Raw genomic sequence first — 23,897 nt, 5'->3', positions numbered from 1 at the left:
GAAGACAGCGGTCCGTGAGGGCCACCGGGCGAACTCACGGGGCCGCAGTCTTAGCCCGTCATCGGCCAGGCGTCGTCGCACCCGGGGCACGCGTGCTCCTGCCCCGTCCAGCCGCGAGCCCTGAGCAGGCGCCCGATCCTGACCCCGGTTCGGCAGCCGGTCCGGAACACCTGGCCCCAGCCCAGCCGCAGCGTGGCGAGCCCCGCCACGGCGGCGTCCAGGTCGCGCTCCAGGTCGGCGTCGCGGTCGTCGGCGGAGTCGTGGAACAGCCGGCCGTCCAGTTCCACGACCTGGTCGAGACCGTCATAGACCACGTCGCGATAGACCGGACCGCTGAGCGAGTCCCGGACCTGACGGCTGGCGACGGGCAGGCCGTGCGGACGCTCCACGAGGTCGAGGTAGCCCTGTTCGAGGACCGAGCAGGTCCCGGCTGCGATGTCTGCCAGCACACCGGCCATGAAGTCGCGCCTGGCGATTCGGGAGCGGCCTGCGAGGGCGGTGGTCAGCCTGTCGGCTCGTGTCCGTCGAGACTGGACTGCGGCGGCGAGAGCAGCAATCGCGGCGAAGTCGTCGGGTGCCTCGGCTGCGACGTCGATCGTGGCCTCTTCGAGGCGGACACGCGGAGGTGATGCGTTCCACTGCACCTTGCCGTGGAACCCGGCCAGTCGATGGAGGCGGAGGCCCGGCGGCAGGACGAGCGAGCGGTCACGGTCGATCGCGAGGTGGATGACGCTGTCACTGCGTCCTCGCCGGCCCGGCCCGTCGACGGCTCGGATGGCCGAGTCGTGGCTCAGCGCAGCGGGCCAGGCGAACAGGACGCCGGCCCACGCTCGTTGCAGCCAGGTCGGCTCACCGGTGTGGTTGACATAGACGCGCGGGTGCAGGCGAACGAGCTCGCGCTGCCGCTCCATCCGCTTCAGGTCGTGGGGGCGCAGGCCGAGCGCCAGCACCTGACGCCGTGAGATCACCCCCGACTGCAGGTCGAGCAGCTCGGCGAAGCCGTCATCGGTCATGACGACGATGTTGCTCTGGCCGCGCGTCCGGGACCACCCGAGACCGCGGAGCCTGTGGACAAGAAGACGGCGGTCCGGCAGAGCCACCGGGTGGACTCCACGGACCGCCGTCCTGGTCGGCAACGTCAGGCAGGAGGCTCGGTCGACCCGTCCTCGGCCGTCTGGCCCGCGTCGGGGTCGCCGTCGGTGCCTGCTTCGGCGTCGTCGGCCTTGCCCTCGGGAGCCTGCGACTTCTCGTCGGGCTCGGAGACACCCTCGGGCAGCACGTCGTCGACCGCGGGGTTGGCGTCGGGGTCGAGGTCGCGCCCCAGCCCGTTGTCCTCCGCCGCAGGCTCGACGGCGTCGGCGCCGCCGGGATAGAGCTCGGGATCCTCGGTCACCGGGTCGGGCTGCGGGCCCAGGTCCTTGTCGTTCATGTTTCCCTCCAGTGTCAGTTTGTCGAACGTGTCAGTGGTCGAAGCCGTGGACCAGGTAGCGCTGGTCGCCGCCGAGGTTGGCGATCGCGTGCGCCTCGTGGGGGACCATCGGGTGGGGCAGGGCGTCGAGCCGGCACCAGCGCAGCTCGCCGCACTTCTCCGGCTCGACGATGCGGGGCTCGCCCGCCCAGGAGCGGGCGGTGAAGAAGAAGTCGACCCGTTCGTCGATGGGTGCGTCGTGCGCGGTGCGCTGCATCGTGAACTCGAACCTCAGGTCGATGTCGGTGATGCCGAGCTCCTCGACCGCCTCGCGGTGCGCCGCGGCATACGCCGTCTCGCCCCGCTCCACGTGGCCGGCGGCTGCTGCTGCCCAGTGGCCGTCCATGTAGGGCGTGCCCTGGCGCAGCTGGAGCAGCACCTCGGGGCCGTCGTCGCCGTCACGCATCAAGAAGATGTAGGAGGCGGGGATCACCGCGAAGCTCGTCACGTCGCCAACCTAACCGGCCGTCCGCCGGGCGTGGGAGGCGCCGCAGCTCAGCCGGTCGCCGGGTTCTGCGGGTCCGTCGGGATCCCGGGCTGCACCGGCTCCGCCGGGTTGGTGGGCTCGGTGGGGATCGGCGGGATGGGGTCGTCGGGGGACGACGGCTCCACGGTCGGGTCGGTGGGCTGCTGGCTCATCTGCACTCCCGGGGTCGCGGCCGGGCCGGTCCCGGCGCTGTGTCCAGTCAGTCACGCAGGAGTCGGCCGCGCAACGCCTGCCCACCCTGCCGGGCGAACGTGTCCGGACGGCGCGGACGTCGGTGGAAGACTGGCCTGCATGTCCGCGTCGGCCCCTGTCATCGTCGCGATCGTCGGGGCGACGGCGTCGGGCAAGACCGGCCTGAGCCTCGACCTGGCCGAACGACTGGGCGGAGAGGTCGTCAACACCGACGCGATGCAGGTCTATCGCGGGATGGACATCGGTACGGCGAAGCTGCCGCCCGAGCAGCGGCGCGGGATCGCCCACCACCTGCTCGACCGCCTCGACGTGACCGAGCCCCTGACAGTGGCGCACTTCCAGGGCTGGGCGCGCGGGGAGATCGCCGAGATCCGCGGCCGTGACCACAACCCGGTCCTGGTTGGCGGAAGCGCGCTCTATGTCCGGGCCGTGATCGACCGCTTCGAGTTCCCGGGCACCGACGAGTCGCTGCGCCGCGAGCTGGAGGCCGAGCTCGCCGCGAAGGGGCACCGCGCGCTGCACGAGCGGCTGTCCGACCTCGACCCCGACGCGGCCGCGAAGATCCTCCCCGAGAACGGTCGTCGGATCGTCCGGGCGCTCGAGGTGATCGCACTGACCGGTCGCCCGTATTCGGCCACGCTGCCGACGCTCGAGCACCTTGACCCGCGCACCGTCCAGATCGGCGTCGACATCGACCGCCCGACCCTGGCCGCGCGGATCGACCGGCGCGTCCGCCAGATGTATGCCGATGGGCTCCTCGACGAGGTCGAGCGACTGCTCGACGCCGGGCTCGCGCAGGGCCGGACCGCGAGCCGTGCGATCGGCTACGCCGACGCCGTTGCACACCTGCGCGGTGACCTGACCCGGGGCGAGGCGATCGAGCGGACGATCGTGGCGACGCGTCAGTTCGCCCGCCGGCAGGACCAGTGGTTCCGCAAGGACCCCCGTGTCGTCTGGGTGCGCCACGACGATCCCGACAGGCTCGATCGCGCGCTGGAGACGGTCGCTGCCCTCCACCCCTGAGGGGATCGACAAACGGCGCCGGGGGAGCGCAGGGTGGGAGTCCCTTGACTCTCGGAGGCTCTGATGCGCATCGCCATACCGCTGGCCACGTCCGCCCTCGTCGCCGCCATGCTGGCGGTCGCCCCACATTCCACGGCTGAGGAGCCCGGCGGCGACGCCGCTCGTCCGACGGCCAAGATCCCGACCGCGGTCGGCCACGGCGGGGCTGTCTCGACGGTCGACCCCGAAGCCAGCGCGGCGGCGCTGCGGATCCTGAAGAAGGGCGGCAACGCGGCCGACGCAGCCGTGGCCGCGGCTGCTGCCCTGGGGGTGACCGAGCCCTACAGCGCCGGCCTCGGGGGTGGTGGCTACTTCGTCCACTACGACGGCGAGACCGGCAAGGTCCGCACCATCGACGGTCGCGAGACCGCCCCTGCCCGCATGCCCACCGACGCCTTCATCGATCCGGCGACCGGCAAGCCCTACCGCTTCACTCCCGAGCTGGTGACCAGCGGCGTCAGCGTCGGTGTCCCCGGCACCCCGGCGACCTGGAAGCGGGCGCTGAAGCGCTTCGGCACCATGTCCCTGGCCAGGACGCTGCGGCCCGCCATCAAGATCGCGCGTCGAGGGTTCGTCGTCGACGAGACCTTCCGGCAGCAGACGTTGGACAACCAGAAGCGCTTCGAGGCGTTCTGGGCCAGCCGCGCGTTGTTCCTGCCCGGCGGTGACGCCCCGCAGGTCGGCTCGGTGTTCCGCAACCGCGCGCTGGCGCGGACCTACACCAAGCTGGCGCGCCGGGGCACCGACGCGTTCTACACCGGCAAGCTCGCCCGGCTGATGGTGCGGATCGTCCGCGACCCGCGCACGACACCGAGCACCGACCTGCCCGTCCCGCCGGGACATCTCTCGCGCAAGGACCTCAAGCGCTACAAGGTGATCAACCAGCGGGCGACCCGCGTGGGCTACCGCGGCTATGACGTCTTCGGGATGGCCCCGTCCTCGTCGGGCGGGACGACCGTCGGTGAGGCCCTCAACATCCTCGAGCGGTTCGACCTCGGTGCCATGGACGCTCCCCGGGCCCTGCACCACTACCTCGAGGCCAGCGCGCTGGCGTTCGCCGACCGGGGGAAGTATGTCGGCGACCCGGCGTATGTCGACGTCCCCACCCGGGACCTGCTGAGCGACCGGTTCGCCGCGGAGCGTGCCTGCGCGATCAACCCCAACGCGGCGATGGCGAAGCCGACGGCGGCAGGCGACGTCAGCTCCTACGACGGCGTGTGCGGGGCCCCGGCGGCCCGCGGTGCCGCGGACGCCGACACCGAGAACATCTCGACGACCAACCTCACCGTCGCCGACAAGTGGGGCGACGTCGTCGAATACACGCTGACGATCGAGCAGACCGGCGGCTCCGGGATGGTGGTGCCCCGGCACGGCTTCCTGCTCAACAACGAGCTGACCGACTTCTCGACGGTCTATGACGCGGCCGACCCCAACCGCATCCAGCCCGGCAAGCGGCCGCGCTCGTCGATGAGCCCGACGATCGTGCTCAAGGACGGCAAGCCGTTCCTGGCGCTCGGCTCACCCGGCGGGTCCACGATCATCACCACGGTGCTGCAGATGATCATCAACCGGATCGACCTCGGCATGGACCTCGAGCAGGCGATCGCGGCCCCGCGTGCAGCGCAGCGCAACACCGCGAGCGTCACCGCCGAGCCGGAGTTCATCGCCGCCTACGGTCCGGTGCTGCAGACGACCTACGGCCACAAGCTGACCCCCTCGGGCGACGCGTTCACGAGCGCCTCCCAGATCGGCGCGGCGACGGCGATCGAGTTCGGACCCGGCGGGTTGATGACGGCCGTCTCCGAGCCGGTTCGGCGCGGTGGGGGCTCGGCGAGGGTGATCGACCCGAGGTAGGCCATGAGCACGATCTACTACACAGGTTGCTCGCTCGACGGCTTCATCGCGACCCCGGAGCACTCGCTCGACTGGCTGCTCTCGCGCGACATCGACGAGGACGGGCCGATGCACTACGCGGGGTTCCGCGATCGGATCGGCGCCAGCATCATGGGGGCCACGACGTGGCAGTGGATCCTCGACCACGACGAGGAGCCGTGGGGCGACCTGGCGACGTACGTCATGACCCACCGCACCTTCGAGCCGGTGAAGGCCGTGACGTTCACGGCCGAGGCGGTCGAGCAGGTGCACGCCGCGGCGGTCGAGCGGGCAGGCGGCAAGGACGTCTGGCTGGTCGGTGGCGGGGAGCTCGTGGGCACGTTCCACGACGCCGGCCTGCTCGACGAGGTGTGGATCCAGTTCGCCCCGGTCACGCTGGGGCCGGGAGACCGGTCCTGCCACGGCACGTCGAGCTGCGGCTGGAGGAGGTCGCGCGCAACCGCGACTTCGTCTGCGCGCGGCACACCGTGGTCCGCCCTGCGACAATGGAGGAGTGACCTACCGCTTCCTCAAGGGCCACGGCACGGAGAACGACTTCGTGCTGCTGCCCGACCCCGACGGCACGGTGCACGGCGACCTCAGCGCTGAGCGCGTGCGCGCGTTGTGCGACCGCCGGGCCGGCATCGGCGGCGACGGGGTGCTGCGCGCCATCCGGCGCGAAGACCGGTGGTTCATGGACTACCGCAACTCCGACGGCTCGATCAGCGAGATGTGCGGCAACGGGGTCAGGGTGTTCGCGCGCTATCTCCTCGACCACGAGGGGGCGTCGGCGCCGCTCGAGATCGACACCCGCGACGGCGTCAAGACGATCACGCTCGACGGCGACCTTGTCACCGTCGACATGGGGACGCCCGCAGTCTTCGACACCACGAAGGTGACCGTCGGCGACGTGGTCCACGAGGCGCTGCACGTCTCGATGGGCAACCCGCACGCCGTGGCGTTCGTCGACTCGCTCGACGAGGCAGGCAGCCTGCTCACCGCGCCTGGCCACGACGAGGCGCTCTATCCCGAGGGCGTCAACGTCGAGTTCGTCCAGCGCCGGGGCGAGCACCACGTCGCGATGCGCGTCCACGAGCGTGGATCGGGCGAGACCCGCTCGTGCGGCACCGGTGCCTGCGCGGTGATGGTGGCCGCGGCGCTGGCCGACGACGCTCCCCGCGGCACGACCTATCGCGTCGACGTCCCTGGCGGGACGCTCCGGATCGTCTGGACGGATGGGGGCCGGATCCTGATGACCGGCCCCGCGGTGCTGGTGGCTGAGGGACAGACCGACCTCTGAGCGTCGCGCCCGGGCAACTAGCATCCGGGCCCATGGACATCACTGGATCCTCTGCCATCGTCACCGGCGGCGCCAGCGGCATCGGTGCCGCAGTGGCCCGCGCCCTCGCCGCCCGCGGCGCGACCGTCGTGATCGCCGACCTCAACACCGAGAAGGGCGAGGCCCTCGCTGCGGAGATCAACGGCGTCTTCGCGCTGGTCGACGTGACCGACACCGAGCAGATCACCAAGGCCGTCGAGGCTGCGGCCGAGATCGCGCCACTGCGGGCCTGCGTCAACTCCGCCGGGATCGGGTGGGCACAGCGCACGATCGGTCGCGACGGACAGGTCGAGTCGGCCCACGACCTCGGGGCCTTCCGCAAGGTGGTCGAGATCAACCTGATCGGCACCTTCGACATGACCCGCCAGGCCGCCACCGTGATGTCGCGCAACGAGCCCGACGCCGACGGCCAGCGGGGCGCGATCGTCAACCTCGCCTCGGTCGCCGCCTTCGACGGCCAGATCGGGCAGGCGTCCTACTCCGCGTCCAAGGGTGGGGTGGTCGGGATGACCCTCCCGGTCGCGCGCGACCTCGCTGCGTCGGGCATCCGGGTCAACACCGTGGCGCCCGGCCTGATCGACACCCCGATCTATGACGCCTTCCCCGACCCGGCCGCCTTCAAGGCCAACCTGGGGCAGAACGTGCTCTTCCCCAAGCGGCTCGGTCACTCCGAGGAGCTGGCCAGCATGGTCGTCGAGTGCGTGACCAACTCCTACATGAACGGCGAGACGATCCGCGTCGACGGCGGCATCCGGATGCCTCCGAAGTAGCCCTGACGTTTCAACCGCTCGCGGACGGGGACGTTGAGGGAGTGAGATTCAACGGGGGAGTCGGCCGCCGAGCGGCCGCGGTCGTGTCGGGCCTGGTCATCGCTGCAGCGGGCCTGATGGTCGTCGGGGCCGCTGCACCGGCAGCAGCCGGGACGGTCTATCCGTGCTCGGAGACGATCATGGGCGGCTACGACGACCGACCCGACCGGCCCTTCCACCTGGCTCGCGTCCGCTCAGCCGTGCTGACCCTCGAGCTGCGTGGGTTCAGCCATCCGCGCGAGGGCGAGCTCCTCGTCTCGACAGGCTCCCGCACCGGCCCGGTGGCGGAGCTGTCGCCGACGATCGAACCCCGGGACGGCACCTACGTCTTCTCGAGCGATGTCGGCTACGGCATCCCGCGCGTGCAGGGGCCGGGGACCTATCCGTCAGGTGAGCTGCTGTACGTCTTGCAGTCGTCCCCCAGCGGCGGGTGGGTGGAGGTCTTCTTCCAGGAACGGTTCGGCTCGCAACGAGCTGGGTTCAGTGACTGGTCGATCCAGCTGACCTACGAGAGCTGCGACTCCGACGGCGACACGCTGCAGGACCGCGACGACAACTGCCCCACGGTGGCCAACCAGGGCTGGGCAGACCTCGACAACGACGGCGCCGGGGACGCCTGCGACGCCGACGCCGACGGTGACTCGACACCCGACAGCAGCGACAACTGCAGGGGACTGGCCAACGACCAGACCGACTCCGACCGCGACGGCGTCGGCGATGCGTGCGACAGCACCCCCTACCCGCCGGCACCGCCCCCGCCCGCCCCGACGCCCCCCAGCGCCCCCACGGCCCCGCCGCCCAGCACTGGCACCGGGGCCGGGACCGTCGTAGCGCCCGTGGCCGCCGCTCGGACGCTCACGCTGCGTTATGTGAGGAAGAAGAAGGTCTTCAAGGGGACGGTGGGGTCCCTCGTGGGGTCCTGCTCGGCGTACGCCGAGGTGTCACTGTGGGCCAAGAAGCGCGGCGCCGACCGCCAGCTCGTGCTCAACACCGCCAACCACGTCGGGAAGTTCCGCTCGCCCCGGGTGTCGCGCCGCGGCCGGTACTACGCGAGGGTCGTCTCGTCGTCGGACGGTGCGTGCGCGGCCGTCCGGTCGCGGACGGTGCGGCTGCGACGACGCTGATCGGCGTCTGCTGCCCCGAGCGCCGCGCACCGCCCCAACCAGGCGACGCGCTCAGCCTCGCTCTGGCTGCGGACGTCGGTGAAGCGGGTGACGGCGACCGGCTTGATGCCGCAGAACTCCAGGGTGGTGCGGCGCACCTGCTTGACCGTCGTGTCTCCGACGAGGGGGAGATACCACCGAGGGGAGTCGGCCAGCACGACCAGCCGACCCGTACGGCCGCCGAGCAGGCCCTCCGGGCGCCCGTTCTCGTTGTAGCGGTAGGCCCAGCCCGGGTCGAGGGCACGGTCGAAGAAGCCCTTGAGTGCTGCCGGCACCGAGCCCCACCACACGGGCGTGAGCACCGTGATGTGCTCGCTCTCCTCGATCAGGGACCGGGCGCGGGCCAGGTCGGGTTCGGTCGGCTGCGCGGCTCGGTAGCCCGCGCGCAGGTCGGGGTCGAAGGCGAGGTCGCGGACGGCGAGCAGGATGGCCTGGCCGTCCGCGCCGGCGACATACGCCCGAGCCGTGGCGGCGGTGAGCGAGTCGGGGTCGGGATGGCCGTCGACGACGAGGATCTGGGACATGAGCGTTCCTATCTGGACAGTGTCAACAAACTGGACAGTGCCCACTTTGGGTTAGGATGTTGCTCGTGTCAAGATCTTCGGCCGGCTATCACCACGGCAACCTCCGCACTGCGCTGGAGGACGCCGCCCTGGAGCTGCTCGAGACCCAGCCCGCGGGCCGGATCAGCCTGCGCGAGGTCGCGAGGCGGGCCGGGGTCAGCCACAACGCGCCCTACCACCACTTCGGCGACCGAGCAGCCCTCCTGCACTCCCTCGGAGTGAGGGCGATGGCCGAGCTGCTCGGGGCCCAGCAGAAAGCACTGGCGACGACCACGGGACCGGTCGAGCGGGTGCGGGCCCTCGGCACGGCCTACGTCGCGTATGCCGCCGACCACCCCCAGGCGTTCGCGCTGGTCTTCGACCCGGAGTACTGCCCGCCCGGCGCGCCGTCGGCCGACATGGCCCCACTCATCGCGGCCAACGAGGAGCTGCTCGCCACGGAGGTCGAGGCGCTGGTGCAGGTCGACGGCTTCACCGGCCGTGACCCGGAGGCACTCGCGGCGGCACTCTGGGCCACGGTGCACGGACTGGCCCAGCTGGTGATGCTCGGCCACCTCCCACGGGAAGCGGCCGCACCCGCGCTGGCCGCCCTGATCGCCTGAGGACGAGGTCACCTCAAAAGGGGTTCGCCGTGACAGGACGGGGCCGTAGTGTGGGCGGCATATGACGAACGCACGAGACTTCAACCTCGACCGTGAGCTGGCCGCCACCCGCGCGTGGAACGACGACGCCCAGGACATCGAGCTCGACGCCGACGACCTCGACGACGACTTCGAGTCGGGCTATGACGACGAGCTCGTCTCGCCCGACGGTCCCGACCCGGAGGAGGTCGGCGACGAGCTCACCACCGGCGAGCAGGACCTGGCCGCGAGGCACGCCCTGCGCCGCGTCGCCGGCCTGCGCACCGAGCTCGAGGACATCACCGAGGTCGAATATCGCCAGCTGCGGCTGGAGAAGGTCATCCTCGTCGGGGTCTGGACCGAGGGCACGGTCGAGGACGCCGAGAACTCGATGGCCGAGCTGGCGCTGCTGGCCGAGACGGCCGGCTCCGAGGTGCTCGACGCGATCTATCAACGACGCCAGACGCCCGACCCGGCGACCTTCATCGGTCGCGGCAAGGTCGACGGCCTGCGCGAGATAGTCCAGGCCACCGGCGCCGACACGGTGATCCTCGACGGCGACCTGGCGCCCAGCCAGCTGCGCAACCTCGAGGACAAGCTCAAGGTCAAGGCGATCGACCGCACCGGCCTGATCCTCGACATCTTCGCCCAGCACGCCAAGTCCAAGGAGGGCCAGGCGCAGGTCGAGCTGGCGCAGCTGAGCTACATGAAGCAGCGGCTCCGTGGCTGGGGTGGCAACCTGTCGCGCCAGGCCGGCGGCCGGGTCTCCGGCGGTGAGGGCATCGGTGGCCGTGGCCCCGGTGAGACCAAGATCGAGACCGACCGACGGCGGATCAACACCAAGATCGCCAAGCTGCGTCGCGAGCTCAAGGAGATGAAGGGCACCCGCGAGACCAAGCGGCAGGAACGACGTCGCAACCACATCCCGAGCGTCTCGATCGCGGGCTACACCAACGCCGGCAAGTCCTCGATCCTCAACCGGCTGACCGACGCCGGGGTGCTCGTCGAGGACTCCCTGTTCGCGACGCTCGACCCGACCACTCGGCGTACGACGACCAAGGACGGCCGCATCTACACGATGTCCGACACGGTCGGCTTCGTGCGCCACCTGCCACACCAGCTCGTCGAGGCGTTCCGCTCGACCCTGGAGGAGGTCGCCGACTCCGACCTGATCCTGCACGTCGTCGACGGCTCCCACCCCGACCCCGAGGGCCAGCTGGCCGCGGTGCGCGAGGTGCTCGCCGACATCGACGCCTCCAAGGTCCCCGAGCTGGTGGTGATCAACAAGGCAGACGCGGCCGATCCGCTCGTGATCAGTCGCCTGCGCGCCCGCGAGCCGCACAGCGTCGTGGTGAGCGCCAAGACCGGCGAAGGCATCGAGGAGGCACTGGCCGCGATCGAGGCCGAGCTGCCCCGCCCGAGCGTCGCCTTCGACGCGCTGCTGCCCTATGAGCGCGGCGACCTGCTCAACCGGCTCCACCAGCAGGGCGAGATCGACTCGCTCGAGCACACCGGCGACGGGACCCGGGTGCGGGGCCGTGCCAACGCCGACCTCGCCAGCGACCTGGCGGCCTACCCCGTCCCCTGACGTCCAACTCTCGGGGGCGATTCGGCCCCTCACCACCCGTGGTGGAGGATGTCGCGCATGTCACGCGGTGCGCTCGTTCGGTTCCTCCTCGTCCTCGGTCTCCTCGCCGGCTGTCTGGCCCTCGCCCTGGACCGGAAGCCCAACCTCGGCCTCGACCTGCGCGGTGGAGCCCAGTTCGTCTTCCAGGCCGAGGGCACGGAGACGACCGAGGCGACGTCGGAGAACGTCGACAAGACCGTCGAGGTCCTTCGCGGCCGCGTCGACGCCCTCGGTGTCGCCGAGTCCACGCTGATCAAGCAGGGTGACGACCGGATCCTGGTCGAGCTGCCCGGCGTCACCAACGACGAGGAGGCGGCCGAGGCCGAGGAGCGGATCGGCCAGACCGCCCAGCTGAGCGTGCACCCGGTCATCGCCCTGGCCGACAGCCCGGATGCCGAGCCCAGCAAGAAGGACAACCAGGTCCTGCCCGACGAGGACGGCAGCCCGATCGAGATCGGCCCCTCGGTCCTGCAGGGCGACGAGATCACCGGCGCGGACGCAGTCCAGCGGGAGAACGAGGTCGGCTGGGCCGTCTCCTTGGAGTTCAACGGCACCGGTGCCGACGCGTGGGAGAAGCTGACCGCTGAGGCCGCGTGCGCACCCCCGGTGACGCCAAGCGGCGCTCGGCGATCGTCCTCGACGGCAAGGTCATCACCTCACCGGGCGTCGTCGCCGACGTCGGATGCAAAGTCGGCATCACCGGCGGCGGCACCGACATCACCGGTGACTTCACCCTCGACAGCGCGACCGAGCTCGCGGCGCTGATCGAGGGTGGCGCCCTGCCCCTCGAGCTCGACCTGATCTCCGACCGGCTGGTCGGCCCGACGCTCGGCGCGGAGGCCATCGACGCCTCCATCGAGGCCGGCATCATCGGCCTCATCCTCACCGGGCTGTTCATCATCGTGGTCTATCGCCTGGTCGGCGCCATGGCCACGATGGCGCTGGCGTCCTACGCGCTCCTGGCCTACGCCATGCTGCTCGCGCTCGACTCGACGCTGACCCTGCCGGGCCTCGCCGGCTTCGTGCTGGCCATCGGCATGGCGATCGACGCCAACGTGCTCGTCTTCGAACGAGCGCGGGAGGAATATGCCGAATATCCCTCGGCCGGCCTCCGGCGCGCCCTGATGGTCGGCTTCAACAAGGCCTGGTCGGCGATCATCGACTCCAACGTCACCACCCTCCTCGCCGCGGCGCTGCTGTTCCTGCTCGGGTCCGGCCCGATCAAGGGTTTCGGTGTCACCCTCTCCATCGGTGTCATCGCCTCCATGATCTCGGCGCTGATCATCGCCCGCGTGCTCTCCGAGCTCGCCGTGTCCAACAAGGCTGTCGAGCAGCGCCCGGCCGTCAGCGGCCTGGGCAACATCGGCAAGGTGCGCCAGTGGTTGGACAGCAAGGACTTCGACATCATGGGCAAGCGCCGCATGTGGCTCGGGATCTCCGGTGCTGCCCTGGTGCTGGCCGTGACCGGCATCGTGACGCAGGGCCTCAACCTGGGCGTCGAGTTCAGCGGCGGTCGTCAGCTCGACTACTCGGTGAGCAAGGAGGTCTCGATCGACGACGCGCGCGCCGCCGTCTCCGACGCCGGCTTCGAGGCTGTCGTCCAGGAGGCCGACACCGCCGACTTCACCATCCGGACCGGCGAGATCACCGACGACGAGGAGCAGCAGATCGAGGACGCGCTCCGGGAGATCGGTGGAGAGGTGACCAAGGAGGACGACCAGACGATCGGCGCCTCGCTGGGCCAGGAGCTGCGGGACAAGGCTCTGATCGCCTTCGGGATCGCGCTCGCCGTACAGCTGCTCTATCTCGCCTTCCGCTTCAAGTGGACCTTCGGTGTCGCCGCCGTCGTGGCGATGGCGCACGACGTGGTGATCGTGGTGGGCGTGTTCGCCTGGCTGCAGAAGCCGATCGACGGCATCTTCCTGGCTGCGGCGATGACCATCATCGGTCTGTCGGTCAACGACACGGTGGTCGTCTTCGACCGCATCCGTGAGCGATGGCACGGCTCCAAGCCGGAGGATGCGTTCAACGCGATGGCCAACCGGGCGTCGATCGAGACGATGCCGCGAACCGTCAACACCGGCCTCGGCACGATGTTCATCCTGGCCGCGCTCGCCGTCCTCGGCGGCGACTCGCTGCGCGACTTCGCGATCGCCCTGCTGATCGGTCTGATCGTCGGAACCTATTCGTCGGTCTTCACCGCGACCCCGCTGCTGACCTACCTCCAGGACAAGTGGCCGATGAGCCGGGTCAAGAAGGAGCGGGTCGTCCGCGAGCCCGACGACTCCGGCGCTGTCATCTGACGTCTGGCTCCACGCGTGCGGCGGCACGAGAAGTCGAGCCGCTGACGCCGTACGTCGATGTGTCGGTGCGGCCACATAGGGTGCTCGGGTGCCTGAGACCGCCGAGAAGCGTGTGACCGAGGCCCCGGACGTGGCCGGGGTGCTCGCTGCTGCGGTCACGGCGCTCGGCGGCCAGGAGCGCGCCGGTCAGATCCAGATGGCGGAGGCCGTCACCGACGCGCTGGCCAAGGAGAAGCACCTCCTCGTCCAGGCCGGCACCGGCACCGGCAAGTCGCTGGCCTACCTCGTCCCGAGCCTGCTCCACCACGACCGGGTCGTGGTCGCCACGGCGACCCTCGCGCTCCAGCACCAGCTGGTCGAGCGCGACATCCCGCGGCTGGTCGAGGCGATCGGCGACCAGGTCGACGCGAGCTATGCCGTGCTCAAGGGCCGCAGCAACTACGCCTGCCTCCACCGCATCCGTGAGGGCGTGCCCGACGACCAGGGCGCGCTGGTCGAGGCCCCGGTCGGGTCGATGGCCGAGAAGGTGCTCGAGCTGCGGGCCTGGGCGGAGAAGGAGACCGAGAAGGGTGGCTCGGGCGAGCGCGACAACGCCCCGCGCCACACCGACCGGGAGTGGCGCCAGGTCAGCGTCAGCCACCGGGAGTGCCTCGGCGCGAGCCGCTGCCCGTTCGCGACCGAGTGCTTCGCCGAGCTGGCGCGCGAGAAGGCACAGCGCTCCCACCTGATCATCACCAACCACTCCCTGCTCGCGATCGACGCGATCGAGGGGGTGCCGATGATTCCCGACTACGACGCGGTCGTGATCGACGAGGCCCACGAGCTGACCGCGCGGGTCACCCAGGCAGCCACCGACGAGCTCGCGGTCAACGACGTCGAGCGCGCAGCCCGCCGCTCCCAGCGCTGGGTCGAGGACGACGCCGCCGACGCCCTCGACGAGGCCGCCGGCACCCTGGCCGAGGCGATCGAGGCCACCTCGGGCGGCCGGATCGAGCAGCTCTCCGACCAGCTGGCCGAGGCGCTGGCGCTGGTGCGCGACGCGGCCCGCAAGTGCCTGTCGGGCTATCCCAAGGACGCGAGCGGCGACGCGGACGCCGGCCGCACCCAGGCCAAGGGGATGGTCCAGGAGGTGTTCGTCCACGCCGAGCGGATGGCGGCCAACCTCGACAGCGACGTGCTGTGGCTCAACGAGGCTCGCGACCGCATCCCCGCCCGCCTGCACGTCGCCCCGCTCCAGGTCTGGGGCCCGATGCGCGACAAGCTGCTGACCGACAAGACCGTGGTCTTCACCAGCGCGACGCTGATGCTCGGCGGCGACTTCGACGCCGTCGCCGGGTCGCTCGGCCTCAAGCCCAGCGAGCGCGACGGCTCGTCCCGGTCCGCCGAGGTGCTGCCGTGGCGTGGCCTCGACGTCGGGTCCCCCTTCGACTACGGCCAGCAGGCGATCCTCTACGTCGCCCGCCACCTGCCGCCGCCCGGCCGCGACGGGCTGGTGAAGGCCCAGCTCGACGAGATCTGCGAGCTCGTCGACGCCGCGGGCGGCCGCACGCTCGGCCTGTTCTCGTCGCGTCGGGCGGCCGAGGCCGCAGCCGAGACGGTGCGCGAGCGGTTGCCCCACCTCACGACCCTTGCCCAGGGTGACGCCCAGCTGCCCGAGCTGGCCAAGCAGTTCGTCGAGGACCCCCACACCTGCCTGTTCGGCACCCTGTCGCTGTGGCAGGGGCTCGACGTCCCGGGGGAGACCTGCCAGCTGGTGCTGATCGACCGGATCCCCTTCCCGCGCCCCGACGACCCGCTGATGTCAGCGCGCCAGCGGGCCGCCGACAGGGCCGGCGGCAACGGCTTCATGCAGGTCGCGGCCACCCATGCCGCCCTGCTCCTGGCACAGGGGGCCGGCCGATTGATCCGCACCACGAGCGACCGGGGTGTCGTCGCCATACTCGATCCGCGGCTGGCGACGGCGAGGTATGGCGGATTCCTCAAGTCGTCGCTGCCGCCGATGTGGACGACGACCGACGGGGCGCTGGTGCGCAAGGCCCTCGCGAGGCTCGCCGAGGGCTGACCCGCTCGCCTCAGGCGCGGCGCGGCAGCCGCGACCGTCCGTCATAGCCGCCGCGAGGCGCACCGACACCGAAGAAGTCGGCGAGCGTCGGCGCCACGTCGATCGTGCGTGCCTCCGCCGATCGGCTGGCCCCGGCGGGCACGCGCCGGTGGCCGCCGCTGATGAAGAACGGGATCGACTTCGTGGCGGGGTGGCCGTGGTTGCCGGGGATCGGGTTGGACTGCACCGAGGGGTCGCTGAAGCGCCAGCCCGCCTTGCAGAACACGACGACGTCGCCGCCGAGGGGGCCGGTGCGCAGCCACCTCGTCTGCCTGGGGTCGTGGGCGCCGAGGACGCCGGGCGTGGCCTTGGCGATGGCGATCATCCGCGCCACTGCGGCGTCGCGCTCGGCCGCGGGGCCGGTGAAGTAGAGCAGGTCGGCACCGCCGTTGTCGGCGATCTGGACCTTGCCGGTGAGCAGGGGGTCGGCCTCCAGGGCGGGCGACAGGCTGATCACCGCGTCGGGTCGTGACCAGTCCATCGAGTGGTCGGCCAGGACGACGACGATCGAGCTGCGCCAGTTGCCGGTCGCCTTCAGCGCGTCGACGAAGCGGCCGACCTGGGCGTCGGTCGTCGCCAGCGCTGCTTGGCGCAGCGCCTTGAGACCGAGCGGGCCGGTGAGGTCGGTGTGGCCGACCCGGTCGATGTCGCCGAGGTTGACGAACATCAGGTGGGGGTCGTGCTGCGCCAGCATCTCGAGAGTGGCGTCCATCGTGAACGCGTCGGGCGCGTGACCGGAGACGGGCACGATCGGCGCCGGCTCCCAGCGGTGGGTGGCGCGGCCGCCGAAGACGCCGTACAGGTATTCCTTCGACAGCACCGTGCCGGTGGTCAGCCCGGCCCGGTTGAGCCGCTCGATGACGGTGCGGGTCCTGATGTCGGAGGGCTGGTCCATCTCGCGGACCGCGCCGAGCGAGCGGTCGAAGATCGCGTTGGCCGGGACGCCGCCGCGGTCGGGCCGCACGCCGGTCATCATCATCACGTGGTTGGGCAGCGTCTCCATGATCGGCACGGAGGAGGCGTAGGGATGGTTGAGACCCACCGCGCGGAGCGCGCTCGTGCGCGGCATCAGCGTCGGGGTGATCTCATCCGGGCGGCAGCCGTCGAGCACCAGGACATAGGCCCGCTTGCGGGTCGTGGCTGCCTCGGCCGGGTCGAAGTCGGCGAGGGTCGAGAGGGCGATGCCGGTGCCGGCAGCGGCGAGGAGCGTTCGGCGACCGGTGCGGATCTCCGTCAGGCCGCTGGCGAACGCGGTCGACCGGGTCTCACACATGGCGGCCTCCGACCGGAGCGTCGACAGGCACGACGCGGTTGGTGCCCGACTCGGTCGCCCAGGACGCCGTCCAGGAGACGCCGGCCTTCGGATCGGCACGGTCCCCGATGACGAAGTAGTCCATCTGGGCGCGGGCCGGGGTCAGGTCGAAGACCGAGAAGCCGTGGTCGTCGAAGTTCAGATATTTCACGTGTCGGTTGTTCGCCATGATCGTGGCCTCCACTGCCAAGGACGCGGTGCGCGAGGGGGCGCCGGTGATGTCCTTGAGGTTGTTGGACGTGACCGAGGTGCAGACGAACTCCACCCCGGCGGACTCGCTGGCGGGATAGGTGGCGGCATCCAGCGGCAGGTCGCACGCCCAGCCGGAGTGGATGTCGCCGGTGAGGAAGACGACGTCGCGCAGCCGCCGGTCGCGGATCCCGGCGAAGACCTCGCGCCGGTCGTCGGTGTAGCCGTCCCACTGGTCGACGTTGTAGGGCGCACCGTCGCGGGGCAGGATGCCGGTGACGTCGTTGACCGGGTCGACGAGCTCGGTGGGCACCTGGGCGAAGGTCACAGGCGCGATCATCACCGGGTTGCCGACGATCTTCCACTGTGGCTTGGCCCGACGCAGCGACCGGTTGAGCCAGTCGAGCTGCGCGCGGCCGGCGATCGTCCGGTCGGGATCACTGACCTTCGCCTCCAGGCTCGGGACCGGTGTCGGGGCGGCGGTCGCGACCTGCTCGTCGCGATAGGTGCGCAGGTCGAGCATGCTCAGCTGCGCGAGCTTGCCGAACCTCAGCTCGCGGAAGAGCCGGGTGCCGTCGCCGAGCCGGGCGGTGTCGTTGAGCCGCACCGGCATCCACTCGTCATAGGCACGGTGGGCTCGCGCTCGGCGGGCTGCCCAGTCGCCCTCGTCGGGCTGGTGGTTCTCTGCGCCGTCCTTGTGGGCGTCGTTGGTCGACTCGTGGTCGTCCCAGGTGACGATGAAGGGATATCTCGCGTGCAGGTCCTGGAGGTCGGGGTCCTGCTTGTACTGCGCGTGCCGCTGGCGGTAGTCGCCCAACGCGACCATCTCGCGCGCGGGGACGTGAGGGCGGACGTCGACGTCCTTCTGCCCATAGCCGTATTCGCCCGGCGCGTATTCGTAGAGGTAGTCGCCGAGGTGGATCACCGCGTGCAGGTCGTCGCGTCGAGCGAGGTGCCGGTAGGCGCTGAACCAGCCCGCCTGCAGGTTGGCGCAGGAGACGACACCGAACCGCAGGTTGGCGGGGGTGGCGTTGTCGGCCGGGGCGGTGCGGGTGCGGCCGACGGGGCTGTGCTGGCCCTTGCAGGTGAAGCGGTAGTAGTACCACCGGGCGGGCTTGAGCCGCGTCGCGTCGACCTTGACGGTGTGGTCGCGGCTCTTGCTGGTGACGACCTCACCGCGGCGGACGACCTTGCGGAAGCGGCGGTCGGTCGCGACCTCCCACTGCACGCTCACCCGCGGCCCCTTGCCCGAGCCGGGGGTGGCGTCCCTGGTCGGCGTGACGCGGGTCCACAGCACCACCCGGTCGGGCATCGGGTCGCCGGAGGCGACACCGTGTGCGAAGACTTCGCGGCGCGCTGCCTCGGCCCCGGCCGGGTTGGCGACAGTGGTCGCGAGGGCGGTGGTGGTGCCGGCGGCGGCGGTGCCGGCCAGGATCGTGCGCCGCCGTACGGCGCTGGATGCGGGTGGGGTCACGCCTGCTCAACGACGCAGGGCGCCTGAGATCACGGGGTCGAGACGTTGTTCATCCAGTGTTGCCGTCTCGGCCACCCGCCACACGAACGCGATCAGCGCCCAGCCGGCGACGACGTCGAGGGTCCAGTGGTTGCCGGTGCCGATCACGACAAGCGCTGTGACGACCGCGTGGCTCCACGCGACCAGGCGCGGCAACCAGTGCCGGGTCGAGGCGGCGACGGCGAGCGCCACCCAGAGCGCCCAGCCGGCATGCATGCTCGGGAACGCAGCCAGCTGGTTGGTGAGCTCGCCGAGCCCCTTGGGCGCACTCGCCTCCGCGCCCCACCAGCCGGCGCCGGAGTGCTGGGCGAGGACGTCGGTGAAGCCGCCGACCAGGCGCGGCGGCGCGGTGGGGGCCAGGAGGTAGACCCCGAGGGCGACCACGGTCGCGACGACGAGGGTGCGGCGCGCGACGACGTATGTCGATGGGCGCCGCACGAACAGCCAGACCAGCACGGCCGCGGTGACGAGGTAGTGGGCGCTGGCGTAGTGGAAGGCACCCGCGGCCCCGACCAGGTGGTGGCCGGCGAACCAGTCGTTGAGTGGCTGCTCGAACCCCAGGCCGAGGGGCTGCTCGATCGCGACCAGCCTGGCTGCGCGCTCGCGGGCGGGCGCGAAGGAGTCGTCAGCGAGCACCCGGGTCACGGCATAGCCGACATAGACCACGGCCAGGAACCCGAGCTCCCGCGCGCCGACGAAGGCCCGGTGAAGGGCGGGAGCCGCGGTGGTCGGCTCGAGTGGGCGGGTGCGCGCGGGCAGGAGTGTGGTCACCGAGCCAGTGCACCCTCCGGGAGCGCTCGGCCGCATCGGGGATGCGCGCGGCGCACCCCTGAACCGGCTGCGGCCGGCTCAGGGGAGACCCTGAGGTCACACGCGGCGCAGGACCGCCGTGACCTTGCCGAGGATGGTTGCGTGGGTGCCATCGATCGGATCGTAGGCCGGGTTGTGCGGAAGCAGCCACACCTTTCCGTCCTTGCGCTGGAAGGTCTTCACGGTGGCCTCGCCGTCGATCAGCGCGGCGACGATCTCGCCGTTGGACGCGGTCTGCTCCTGGCGGATGACGACGTAGTCGCCGTTGCAGATCGCGGCGTCGATCATCGAGTCGCCGGACACCTCGAGCATGAAGAGGGTGCCGTCGCCGACCAGGGACTTGGGCAGGGGGAAGACCTCGTCGATCCGCTCCTCGGCCAGGATCGGGCCGCCGGCAGCGATCCGGCCGACCATGGGCACGTAGGTCGCCTGGGGGCCGTGTTGCCGATGTCGGTCTCGTCGTAGGACGTCTCCTCGGCGCTGGAGATGGAGCGGCGGGCCGCCATCACCTCGGGCAGGAAGACCTCGAGGGCGCGCGGCCGGTTGGGGTCGCGGCGCAGGAACCCCTTCTCCTCCAGCGTCTTGAGCTGGTGGGCCACGCTCGACGAGCTGGTGAGTCCCACCGCGGTGCCGATCTCGCGCATGCTCGGGGGATAGCCGCGAGTCTCGATCGCGTCCTTGATCGTCGCGAGCACCCGCTGCTGTCGGGGCGTCAGCCCGGTGGCGTCCGGGGGTCCGTCGGGCATCGGCACGACCTTGCCCTGCTTGCCGTTGTCCTTGCTCGTGGCCACGTCCCGCTCCTTCGCCTCACCTTGGGTGTGTTGAACAGGTTAGGCGCCCCGAGCCCGGTTGATCAAACATCTGTTCGAACGGCGTGTCGATCCTGCGTGATGCACCCTCGCGCTCCGGCGCTGTGGCATGACTTCGAACACTCGTTCGCCCAAAGGCTTGCATTCGTTCGAACAGGTGATCTAGTCTCGCTCATGTGTTCGATCGAACGTCTCTTCGACTTCCCGCCGTTGTCGGTGGTCACGTCTAGACATTGCTCGACGAACCACGACCGGCTGATCTTCCCCAGGAGGCCACAATGAGCACCCTCAGCATCTCTCCCGTCTTCACCGCCCCGAGCGCCCTTCGAGCCGCGCGCCGACCCCAGTCGACCGTGCGCCTGACTCGTCGTGGCCGTGCCGTGGTGTTCCTCGCCTCCCTCGCGCTGGCCCTGGTCGCCGCGTTCTTCCTGGGTGCGGTGGCAGTCGGCTCCGAGACGCCCGGGGAGGCCGCCCCCACCGAGATCGTGATGGTCGGCTCCGGCGAGACCCTGTGGGGGATCGCTGCCGAGCTCGAGACCGGCGACGACATCCGCACGACGATGCGTGAGATCGAGCGGCTCAACGCCCTCGAGTCGGCCCAGCTCTTCGCGGGGCAGAAGCTCCGCGTTCCGGTCAGCGACAGCTGACCACCAGTCCTCCGCCAGCCGATTCGACCCCGGCTGGCGGACAGGGGAAGACGAGGGGCGGGCCACCACGCGTGGCCCGCCCCTCGGCGTCTTCGTCGGACTTGCGACGGCCGGGCAACGCACTAGGTGTGGCTTTGGTGTCACCCTGCGACACCGAATCCACACCTAGTGGGCTGAGCGTCTGGTGCGCCGGAGCGTCAGCCCTGTCCGGCGACCAGGGCGGGCGTCGCCTCGAGGACGCGCAGGGTGATCGGCTGGCCGGCGATGGTGACGGTGCCGTCGACCGGCTGCCACGCGGGTTGGCCCGCGACCTTGAACTGGGCCGACCACGTCGTGTCGACGCTCACCGGGGCAGCCTTGTGCAGACGTGTGTAGCGGTGGACCACGAACCCGTTGTCGGGGCTGACCTCGTCGCCCTCGGTCCAGGCGCGGCCTGGGATCGTGGTCGTCTGGCTGGTGCCGTCGCCGTGGTGCCAGGCGAAGGAGCTGGGCCAGACCTCGAGGACGACGTCGATGTCGACCTTGTCGAGGTGGACGTCGATCTGGTGGCGCTCGGCCTTCGTGGAGAAGATCGTGTCGAAGTTGACCAACGTCTTCCCGCCGGGTGGCTGCACCCTGATCGTTGAGCTGGGCAAGGTGACCTGCTTGAAGGCCGTCAGCATCTCGCTGGGGATGTCGACCTGTGGGGCCGGTGCGTCGACTGTCGGCTCCTCGGGCGTCGGCGTTGCCGGCATCGGGGGGCATACGACGGGCATCGGGCCGTCGGGTGATCCTGCAACCGTCACTGGCCCCTCTCCGCAGGGGACCGTGACCGTAGGTAGTGCTGGTGTTGCGGCGGGTGCGCTCGACGCGGCTGCTGCATGAGAGGAGGCTGAGTTATCCGATATGACCGGTGGACTTGTCAGTTCGCCCTGCACTTGGATGACGTTGCCGGCGGGTTTGGCGCCGACCTCGTCATCTGCAGCGTGCGCGGACGCTGCGAGGGTGACCGCGTAAGTCGCAGCCCCCATGAGAGCGACCAATCTCCGGACGTGGCGGGCGCTCATTTCTGACCCCACTGCGTTACCCGGAAACGATCTCCGACCGGGATCAGTTCGAAGTACATCCGAACAGTTGCCGCAGGGTAGGTGCCGTCAAGCTTGCCGGAGCCAGAGACGGTCTGTTCCGCGTTCGTCACTGTCGCCTCGACCCAAGTCGACTGTGGCCTGCTGCCGTTCTGAGGGTTTGTGACCCGAACGTCGTCGACGGTGGCGTCCCCGCCGACGACCTGGCCCCCTCGCTTGTAGATGTCCTCGACCGCTTGCGCTGAGCGTTGACAGGCAATGCACTTGTCAGTCCCAAGTGAACGTAGTCCCCGAGCATCACCTGAAGCTTGGGCGTAGTTCGCCACAGCGAAGTAGTGCCGCACAAACGCCTCAGCGGCCTCGGGCCCAGTCCCCTCCGCCTCGGGCGGCAAGGTCGGCTCGGCAGACGCCGAGGGCTCCGCCGCCGACGCCGTCACGCTCGGCGGCGAGGAGGTGGGCTCAGCCGCCGGCGGATCCGGCTTGTCCTCGGCGCAGGCGCCGAGCAGCAGGAGCGGCGCGAGGCTGGTGAGCGCTACGCGCCGTACGAATGACATGACCATCTGGATCTTCTTTCCCCGAGAGCGTCCGGACCCCGAGCCGGACGGGGATCACGCTAGGGGAGTCGAGGCGCGGAGGCGACCCCTGGATCCGCACTGTGGATGAAGCGTCAGCGGGCGGCGCGCCGGCCACCGGGCGGGCGGCTCGCGGCGGGTGGTCGCGGGGGAGCGTCGTCGTCCTCGGGGGCTTGGTGATGCCGAGCGCCCGGAGCAGGCGTGCGACGAACAGCAACCCCGCGAACAGGCAGGCGACGGCGCCCAGCGAGGCGAGCGCCAACAGTCCCCAGGCGCCCGTCTCGCCGGAGCGCGCCGAGGTGCCGAAGTCGATCGCGAGATAGACGAGGTAGCCCCACGCGATCAGGCAGCCCGTGATCGCCAGCGCGAACAGCAGAGCCGGGCGGTTGAAGGTCGCCTTCGGTCGCGGTCCCCGCCTCGCTGCTGCTCGCTTCCCGGTGGCCACGGCGCCATTGTGTCCGATGCGGCCCCGACCCGGACCAAGATCGCGTATGCCGATGTCGACCCACCGCGCGACACCACCCGACCGGGGTCGACACGCCGGGTCGGACCACTCGATTTCGTGTGGCGCGGGCCACTGACCTGCGGTTTTACCTGCACCCCCGAGATGACCCGAAATGGCTAGTTCTCCCCACTTGCCAACGCCTCGGACAGCGACGTACGGTAACCACTACATCTAGTAGTTACACCGTTGTGGTTCTCCACATCTAGTTCACAGGAGCTGGATCGGAGTGCACAGCAGCAGACGAGTTCTCCACAGGAAACATCGACTGTTCCACAAGCGTTGACACCCACGTGAGGGTGTTTCCGCCGCGCCCGCACTCAGAACCGGAAGGAGGCCCGCGATGCACTGTCCCTATTGCCGCAAGACCGACACGCGGGTCCTCGACTCCCGGGTCGCCGACGACGGCACCTCGATCCGCCGCCGTCGGGTCTGCGCGAGCTGCGAGAAGCGCTTCACCACGGTCGAGCAGATGCAGCTGATGGTGCTCAAGCGCAGCGGCGCCAGCGAGCCGTTCAACCGCGACAAGGCCATCTCCGGTGTCCGCAAGGCCTGCAAGGGCCGCCCCGTCACCGAGGACCAGCTGGCCTGCCTCGGCCAGGCGGTCGAGGACGCGCTGCGGCTGACCGGCCAGGCCGAGATCAACGCCAACGAGGTCGGGCTGGCGATCCTGAGCCCGCTGCGCGAGCTCGACGAGGTGGCCTACCTCCGCTTCGCCAGCGTCTATCGCGCGTTCGAGTCGGCCGAGGACTTCGAGGACGAGATCGAGATGCTCAAGACCGAGCGCCGGCTCGCCCACAGCGACGTCACGGGCGACGTGGCCGACGGCGAGCCCATCGCCGTACCAGCCGGAACCGGCTGACCCAGAACTGC

The 23,897-nt window shown here is 70.5% G+C and carries 24 protein-coding genes and 1 pseudogene; 13 read left to right on the top strand and 12 right to left on the bottom strand.

Annotated elements, in window-relative coordinates:
- Positions 1 to 50 precede the first annotated feature (50 nt).
- From G7071_RS01900 to G7071_RS01885, 4 genes are all read right to left on the bottom strand, one after another.
- Complete coding sequence (locus G7071_RS01900; RefSeq protein WP_166314174.1) at positions 51 to 1,013, bottom strand: type IV toxin-antitoxin system AbiEi family antitoxin domain-containing protein; 963 nt, start codon at positions 1,011 to 1,013, stop codon at positions 51 to 53.
- A gap of 125 nt (positions 1,014 to 1,138) precedes the next feature.
- Positions 1,139 to 1,429 (bottom strand): hypothetical protein, encoded by a 291-nt coding sequence (locus G7071_RS01895; protein WP_166314171.1) that lies wholly within the window; start codon positions 1,427 to 1,429, stop codon positions 1,139 to 1,141.
- A gap of 31 nt (positions 1,430 to 1,460) precedes the next feature.
- Positions 1,461 to 1,916: an NUDIX domain-containing protein gene (locus tag G7071_RS01890; protein ID WP_206062880.1), complete on the bottom strand. Its 456-nt coding sequence runs from the start codon at positions 1,914 to 1,916 to the stop codon at positions 1,461 to 1,463.
- Between the two features lie 47 nt (positions 1,917 to 1,963).
- A complete protein-coding gene (locus G7071_RS01885) occupies positions 1,964 to 2,107 on the bottom strand; it encodes a hypothetical protein (protein ID WP_166314168.1) in 144 nt (47 codons plus the stop codon).
- Between the two features lie 139 nt (positions 2,108 to 2,246).
- On the opposite strand from G7071_RS01885, the gene miaA reads away from it, so the two are divergent.
- The 6 genes from miaA to G7071_RS19780 all read left to right on the top strand — a co-directional run bounded on the left by miaA (position 2,247) and on the right by G7071_RS19780 (position 8,353).
- The gene (miaA, locus tag G7071_RS01880) at positions 2,247 to 3,170 is read left to right on the top strand and encodes a tRNA (adenosine(37)-N6)-dimethylallyltransferase MiaA (RefSeq protein ID WP_166314165.1); all 924 of its coding nucleotides are present in this window, start codon (positions 2,247 to 2,249) and stop codon (positions 3,168 to 3,170) included.
- Between the two features lie 63 nt (positions 3,171 to 3,233).
- Positions 3,234 to 5,063 carry a gamma-glutamyltransferase gene (gene ggt / locus G7071_RS01875; RefSeq protein WP_206062879.1) on the top strand — a complete coding sequence of 610 codons (1,830 nt, stop codon included), beginning with the start codon at positions 3,234 to 3,236 and terminating at the stop codon, positions 5,061 to 5,063.
- Positions 5,064 to 5,066: 3 nt separating this feature from the next.
- On the top strand, positions 5,067 to 5,690 hold the full coding sequence (locus G7071_RS01870) for a dihydrofolate reductase family protein (protein ID WP_246210310.1): 624 nt from the start codon (positions 5,067 to 5,069) through the stop codon (positions 5,688 to 5,690).
- Positions 5,596 to 6,381, top strand: a complete 786-nt coding sequence (gene dapF / locus G7071_RS01865) for a diaminopimelate epimerase (RefSeq protein WP_166314162.1) — start codon at positions 5,596 to 5,598, stop codon at positions 6,379 to 6,381. The genes G7071_RS01870 and dapF overlap by 95 nt, the downstream gene beginning before the upstream one ends.
- A gap of 32 nt (positions 6,382 to 6,413) precedes the next feature.
- Entirely contained in the window at positions 6,414 to 7,190 is a 777-nt protein-coding gene (locus G7071_RS01860) for an SDR family NAD(P)-dependent oxidoreductase (protein ID WP_166314159.1), read from the top strand.
- A gap of 41 nt (positions 7,191 to 7,231) precedes the next feature.
- A complete protein-coding gene (locus tag G7071_RS19780; protein ID WP_166314156.1) occupies positions 7,232 to 8,353 on the top strand; it encodes a thrombospondin type 3 repeat-containing protein in 1,122 nt (373 codons plus the stop codon).
- Here G7071_RS19780 and G7071_RS01850 read toward each other — a convergent pair.
- Complete coding sequence (locus tag G7071_RS01850; RefSeq protein WP_166314153.1) at positions 8,275 to 8,916, bottom strand: NAD(P)H-dependent oxidoreductase; 642 nt, start codon at positions 8,914 to 8,916, stop codon at positions 8,275 to 8,277. The genes G7071_RS19780 and G7071_RS01850 overlap by 79 nt on opposite strands.
- Positions 8,917 to 8,981: 65 nt before the next feature.
- Between G7071_RS01850 and G7071_RS01845 the strand changes: the two genes are divergently transcribed.
- The 5 genes from G7071_RS01845 (at position 8,982) to G7071_RS01830 (ending at position 15,567) form a co-directional block, all read left to right on the top strand.
- Positions 8,982 to 9,557 carry a TetR/AcrR family transcriptional regulator gene (locus G7071_RS01845; protein WP_166314150.1) on the top strand — a complete coding sequence of 192 codons (576 nt, stop codon included), beginning with the start codon at positions 8,982 to 8,984 and terminating at the stop codon, positions 9,555 to 9,557.
- Between the two features lie 61 nt (positions 9,558 to 9,618).
- On the top strand, positions 9,619 to 11,163 hold the full coding sequence (hflX, locus tag G7071_RS01840) for a GTPase HflX (protein WP_206062878.1): 1,545 nt from the start codon (positions 9,619 to 9,621) through the stop codon (positions 11,161 to 11,163).
- 57 nt (positions 11,164 to 11,220) lie between these two features.
- Entirely contained in the window at positions 11,221 to 11,967 is a 747-nt protein-coding gene (locus G7071_RS18890) for a preprotein translocase subunit SecD (protein WP_246210309.1), read from the top strand.
- Entirely contained in the window at positions 11,853 to 13,505 is a 1,653-nt protein-coding gene (gene secF / locus G7071_RS01835; RefSeq protein WP_246210604.1) for a protein translocase subunit SecF, read from the top strand. Before G7071_RS18890 ends, secF begins: the two co-directional genes overlap by 115 nt.
- Positions 13,506 to 13,593: 88 nt before the next feature.
- Entirely contained in the window at positions 13,594 to 15,567 is a 1,974-nt protein-coding gene (locus tag G7071_RS01830; protein WP_281351718.1) for an ATP-dependent DNA helicase, read from the top strand.
- A 10-nt stretch (positions 15,568 to 15,577) separates the two neighbouring features.
- On the opposite strand, the gene G7071_RS01825 is transcribed toward G7071_RS01830, so the two are convergent.
- From G7071_RS01825 to lexA, 4 genes and pseudogenes are all read right to left on the bottom strand, one after another.
- On the bottom strand, positions 15,578 to 16,879 hold the full coding sequence (locus tag G7071_RS01825; protein ID WP_166314147.1) for an alkaline phosphatase family protein: 1,302 nt from the start codon (positions 16,877 to 16,879) through the stop codon (positions 15,578 to 15,580).
- Entirely contained in the window at positions 16,872 to 18,581 is a 1,710-nt protein-coding gene (locus G7071_RS01820) for an alkaline phosphatase D family protein (RefSeq protein ID WP_206062877.1), read from the bottom strand. The genes G7071_RS01825 and G7071_RS01820 overlap by 8 nt, the downstream gene beginning before the upstream one ends.
- A gap of 6 nt (positions 18,582 to 18,587) precedes the next feature.
- A complete protein-coding gene (locus G7071_RS01815) occupies positions 18,588 to 19,391 on the bottom strand; it encodes a phosphatase PAP2 family protein (RefSeq protein ID WP_166314144.1) in 804 nt (267 codons plus the stop codon).
- 96 nt (positions 19,392 to 19,487) lie between these two features.
- A pseudogene (lexA, locus tag G7071_RS01810) lies at positions 19,488 to 20,176 on the bottom strand (transcriptional repressor LexA).
- A 341-nt stretch (positions 20,177 to 20,517) separates the two neighbouring features.
- Here lexA and G7071_RS01805 point away from each other — a divergent pair.
- A complete protein-coding gene (locus G7071_RS01805; RefSeq protein WP_166314141.1) occupies positions 20,518 to 20,886 on the top strand; it encodes a LysM peptidoglycan-binding domain-containing protein in 369 nt (122 codons plus the stop codon).
- Between the two features lie 197 nt (positions 20,887 to 21,083).
- On the opposite strand, the gene G7071_RS01800 is transcribed toward G7071_RS01805, so the two are convergent.
- From G7071_RS01800 to G7071_RS01795, 3 genes are all read right to left on the bottom strand, one after another.
- Positions 21,084 to 21,641, bottom strand: a complete 558-nt coding sequence (locus G7071_RS01800) for a hypothetical protein (protein WP_166314138.1) — start codon at positions 21,639 to 21,641, stop codon at positions 21,084 to 21,086.
- A gap of 287 nt (positions 21,642 to 21,928) precedes the next feature.
- Positions 21,929 to 22,504: a DUF6318 family protein gene (locus G7071_RS19900; protein WP_425489423.1), complete on the bottom strand. Its 576-nt coding sequence runs from the start codon at positions 22,502 to 22,504 to the stop codon at positions 21,929 to 21,931.
- A complete protein-coding gene (locus G7071_RS01795; protein ID WP_166314135.1) occupies positions 22,410 to 22,967 on the bottom strand; it encodes a hypothetical protein in 558 nt (185 codons plus the stop codon). Before G7071_RS01795 ends, G7071_RS19900 begins: the two co-directional genes overlap by 95 nt.
- 400 nt (positions 22,968 to 23,367) lie before the next feature.
- Between G7071_RS01795 and nrdR the strand changes: the two genes are divergently transcribed.
- Entirely contained in the window at positions 23,368 to 23,886 is a 519-nt protein-coding gene (gene nrdR, locus G7071_RS01790; protein WP_166314132.1) for a transcriptional regulator NrdR, read from the top strand.
- Positions 23,887 to 23,897 lie beyond the last annotated feature (11 nt).

The sequence above is a fragment of the Nocardioides piscis genome (genome assembly GCF_011300215.1).
GTDB classification, from domain to species: Bacteria; Actinomycetota; Actinomycetes; order Propionibacteriales; family Nocardioidaceae; genus Nocardioides; species Nocardioides piscis.
The sequence above is the reverse complement of the archived record's forward strand: the minus strand, read 5'-3'. Positions and strand labels throughout refer to the sequence as shown.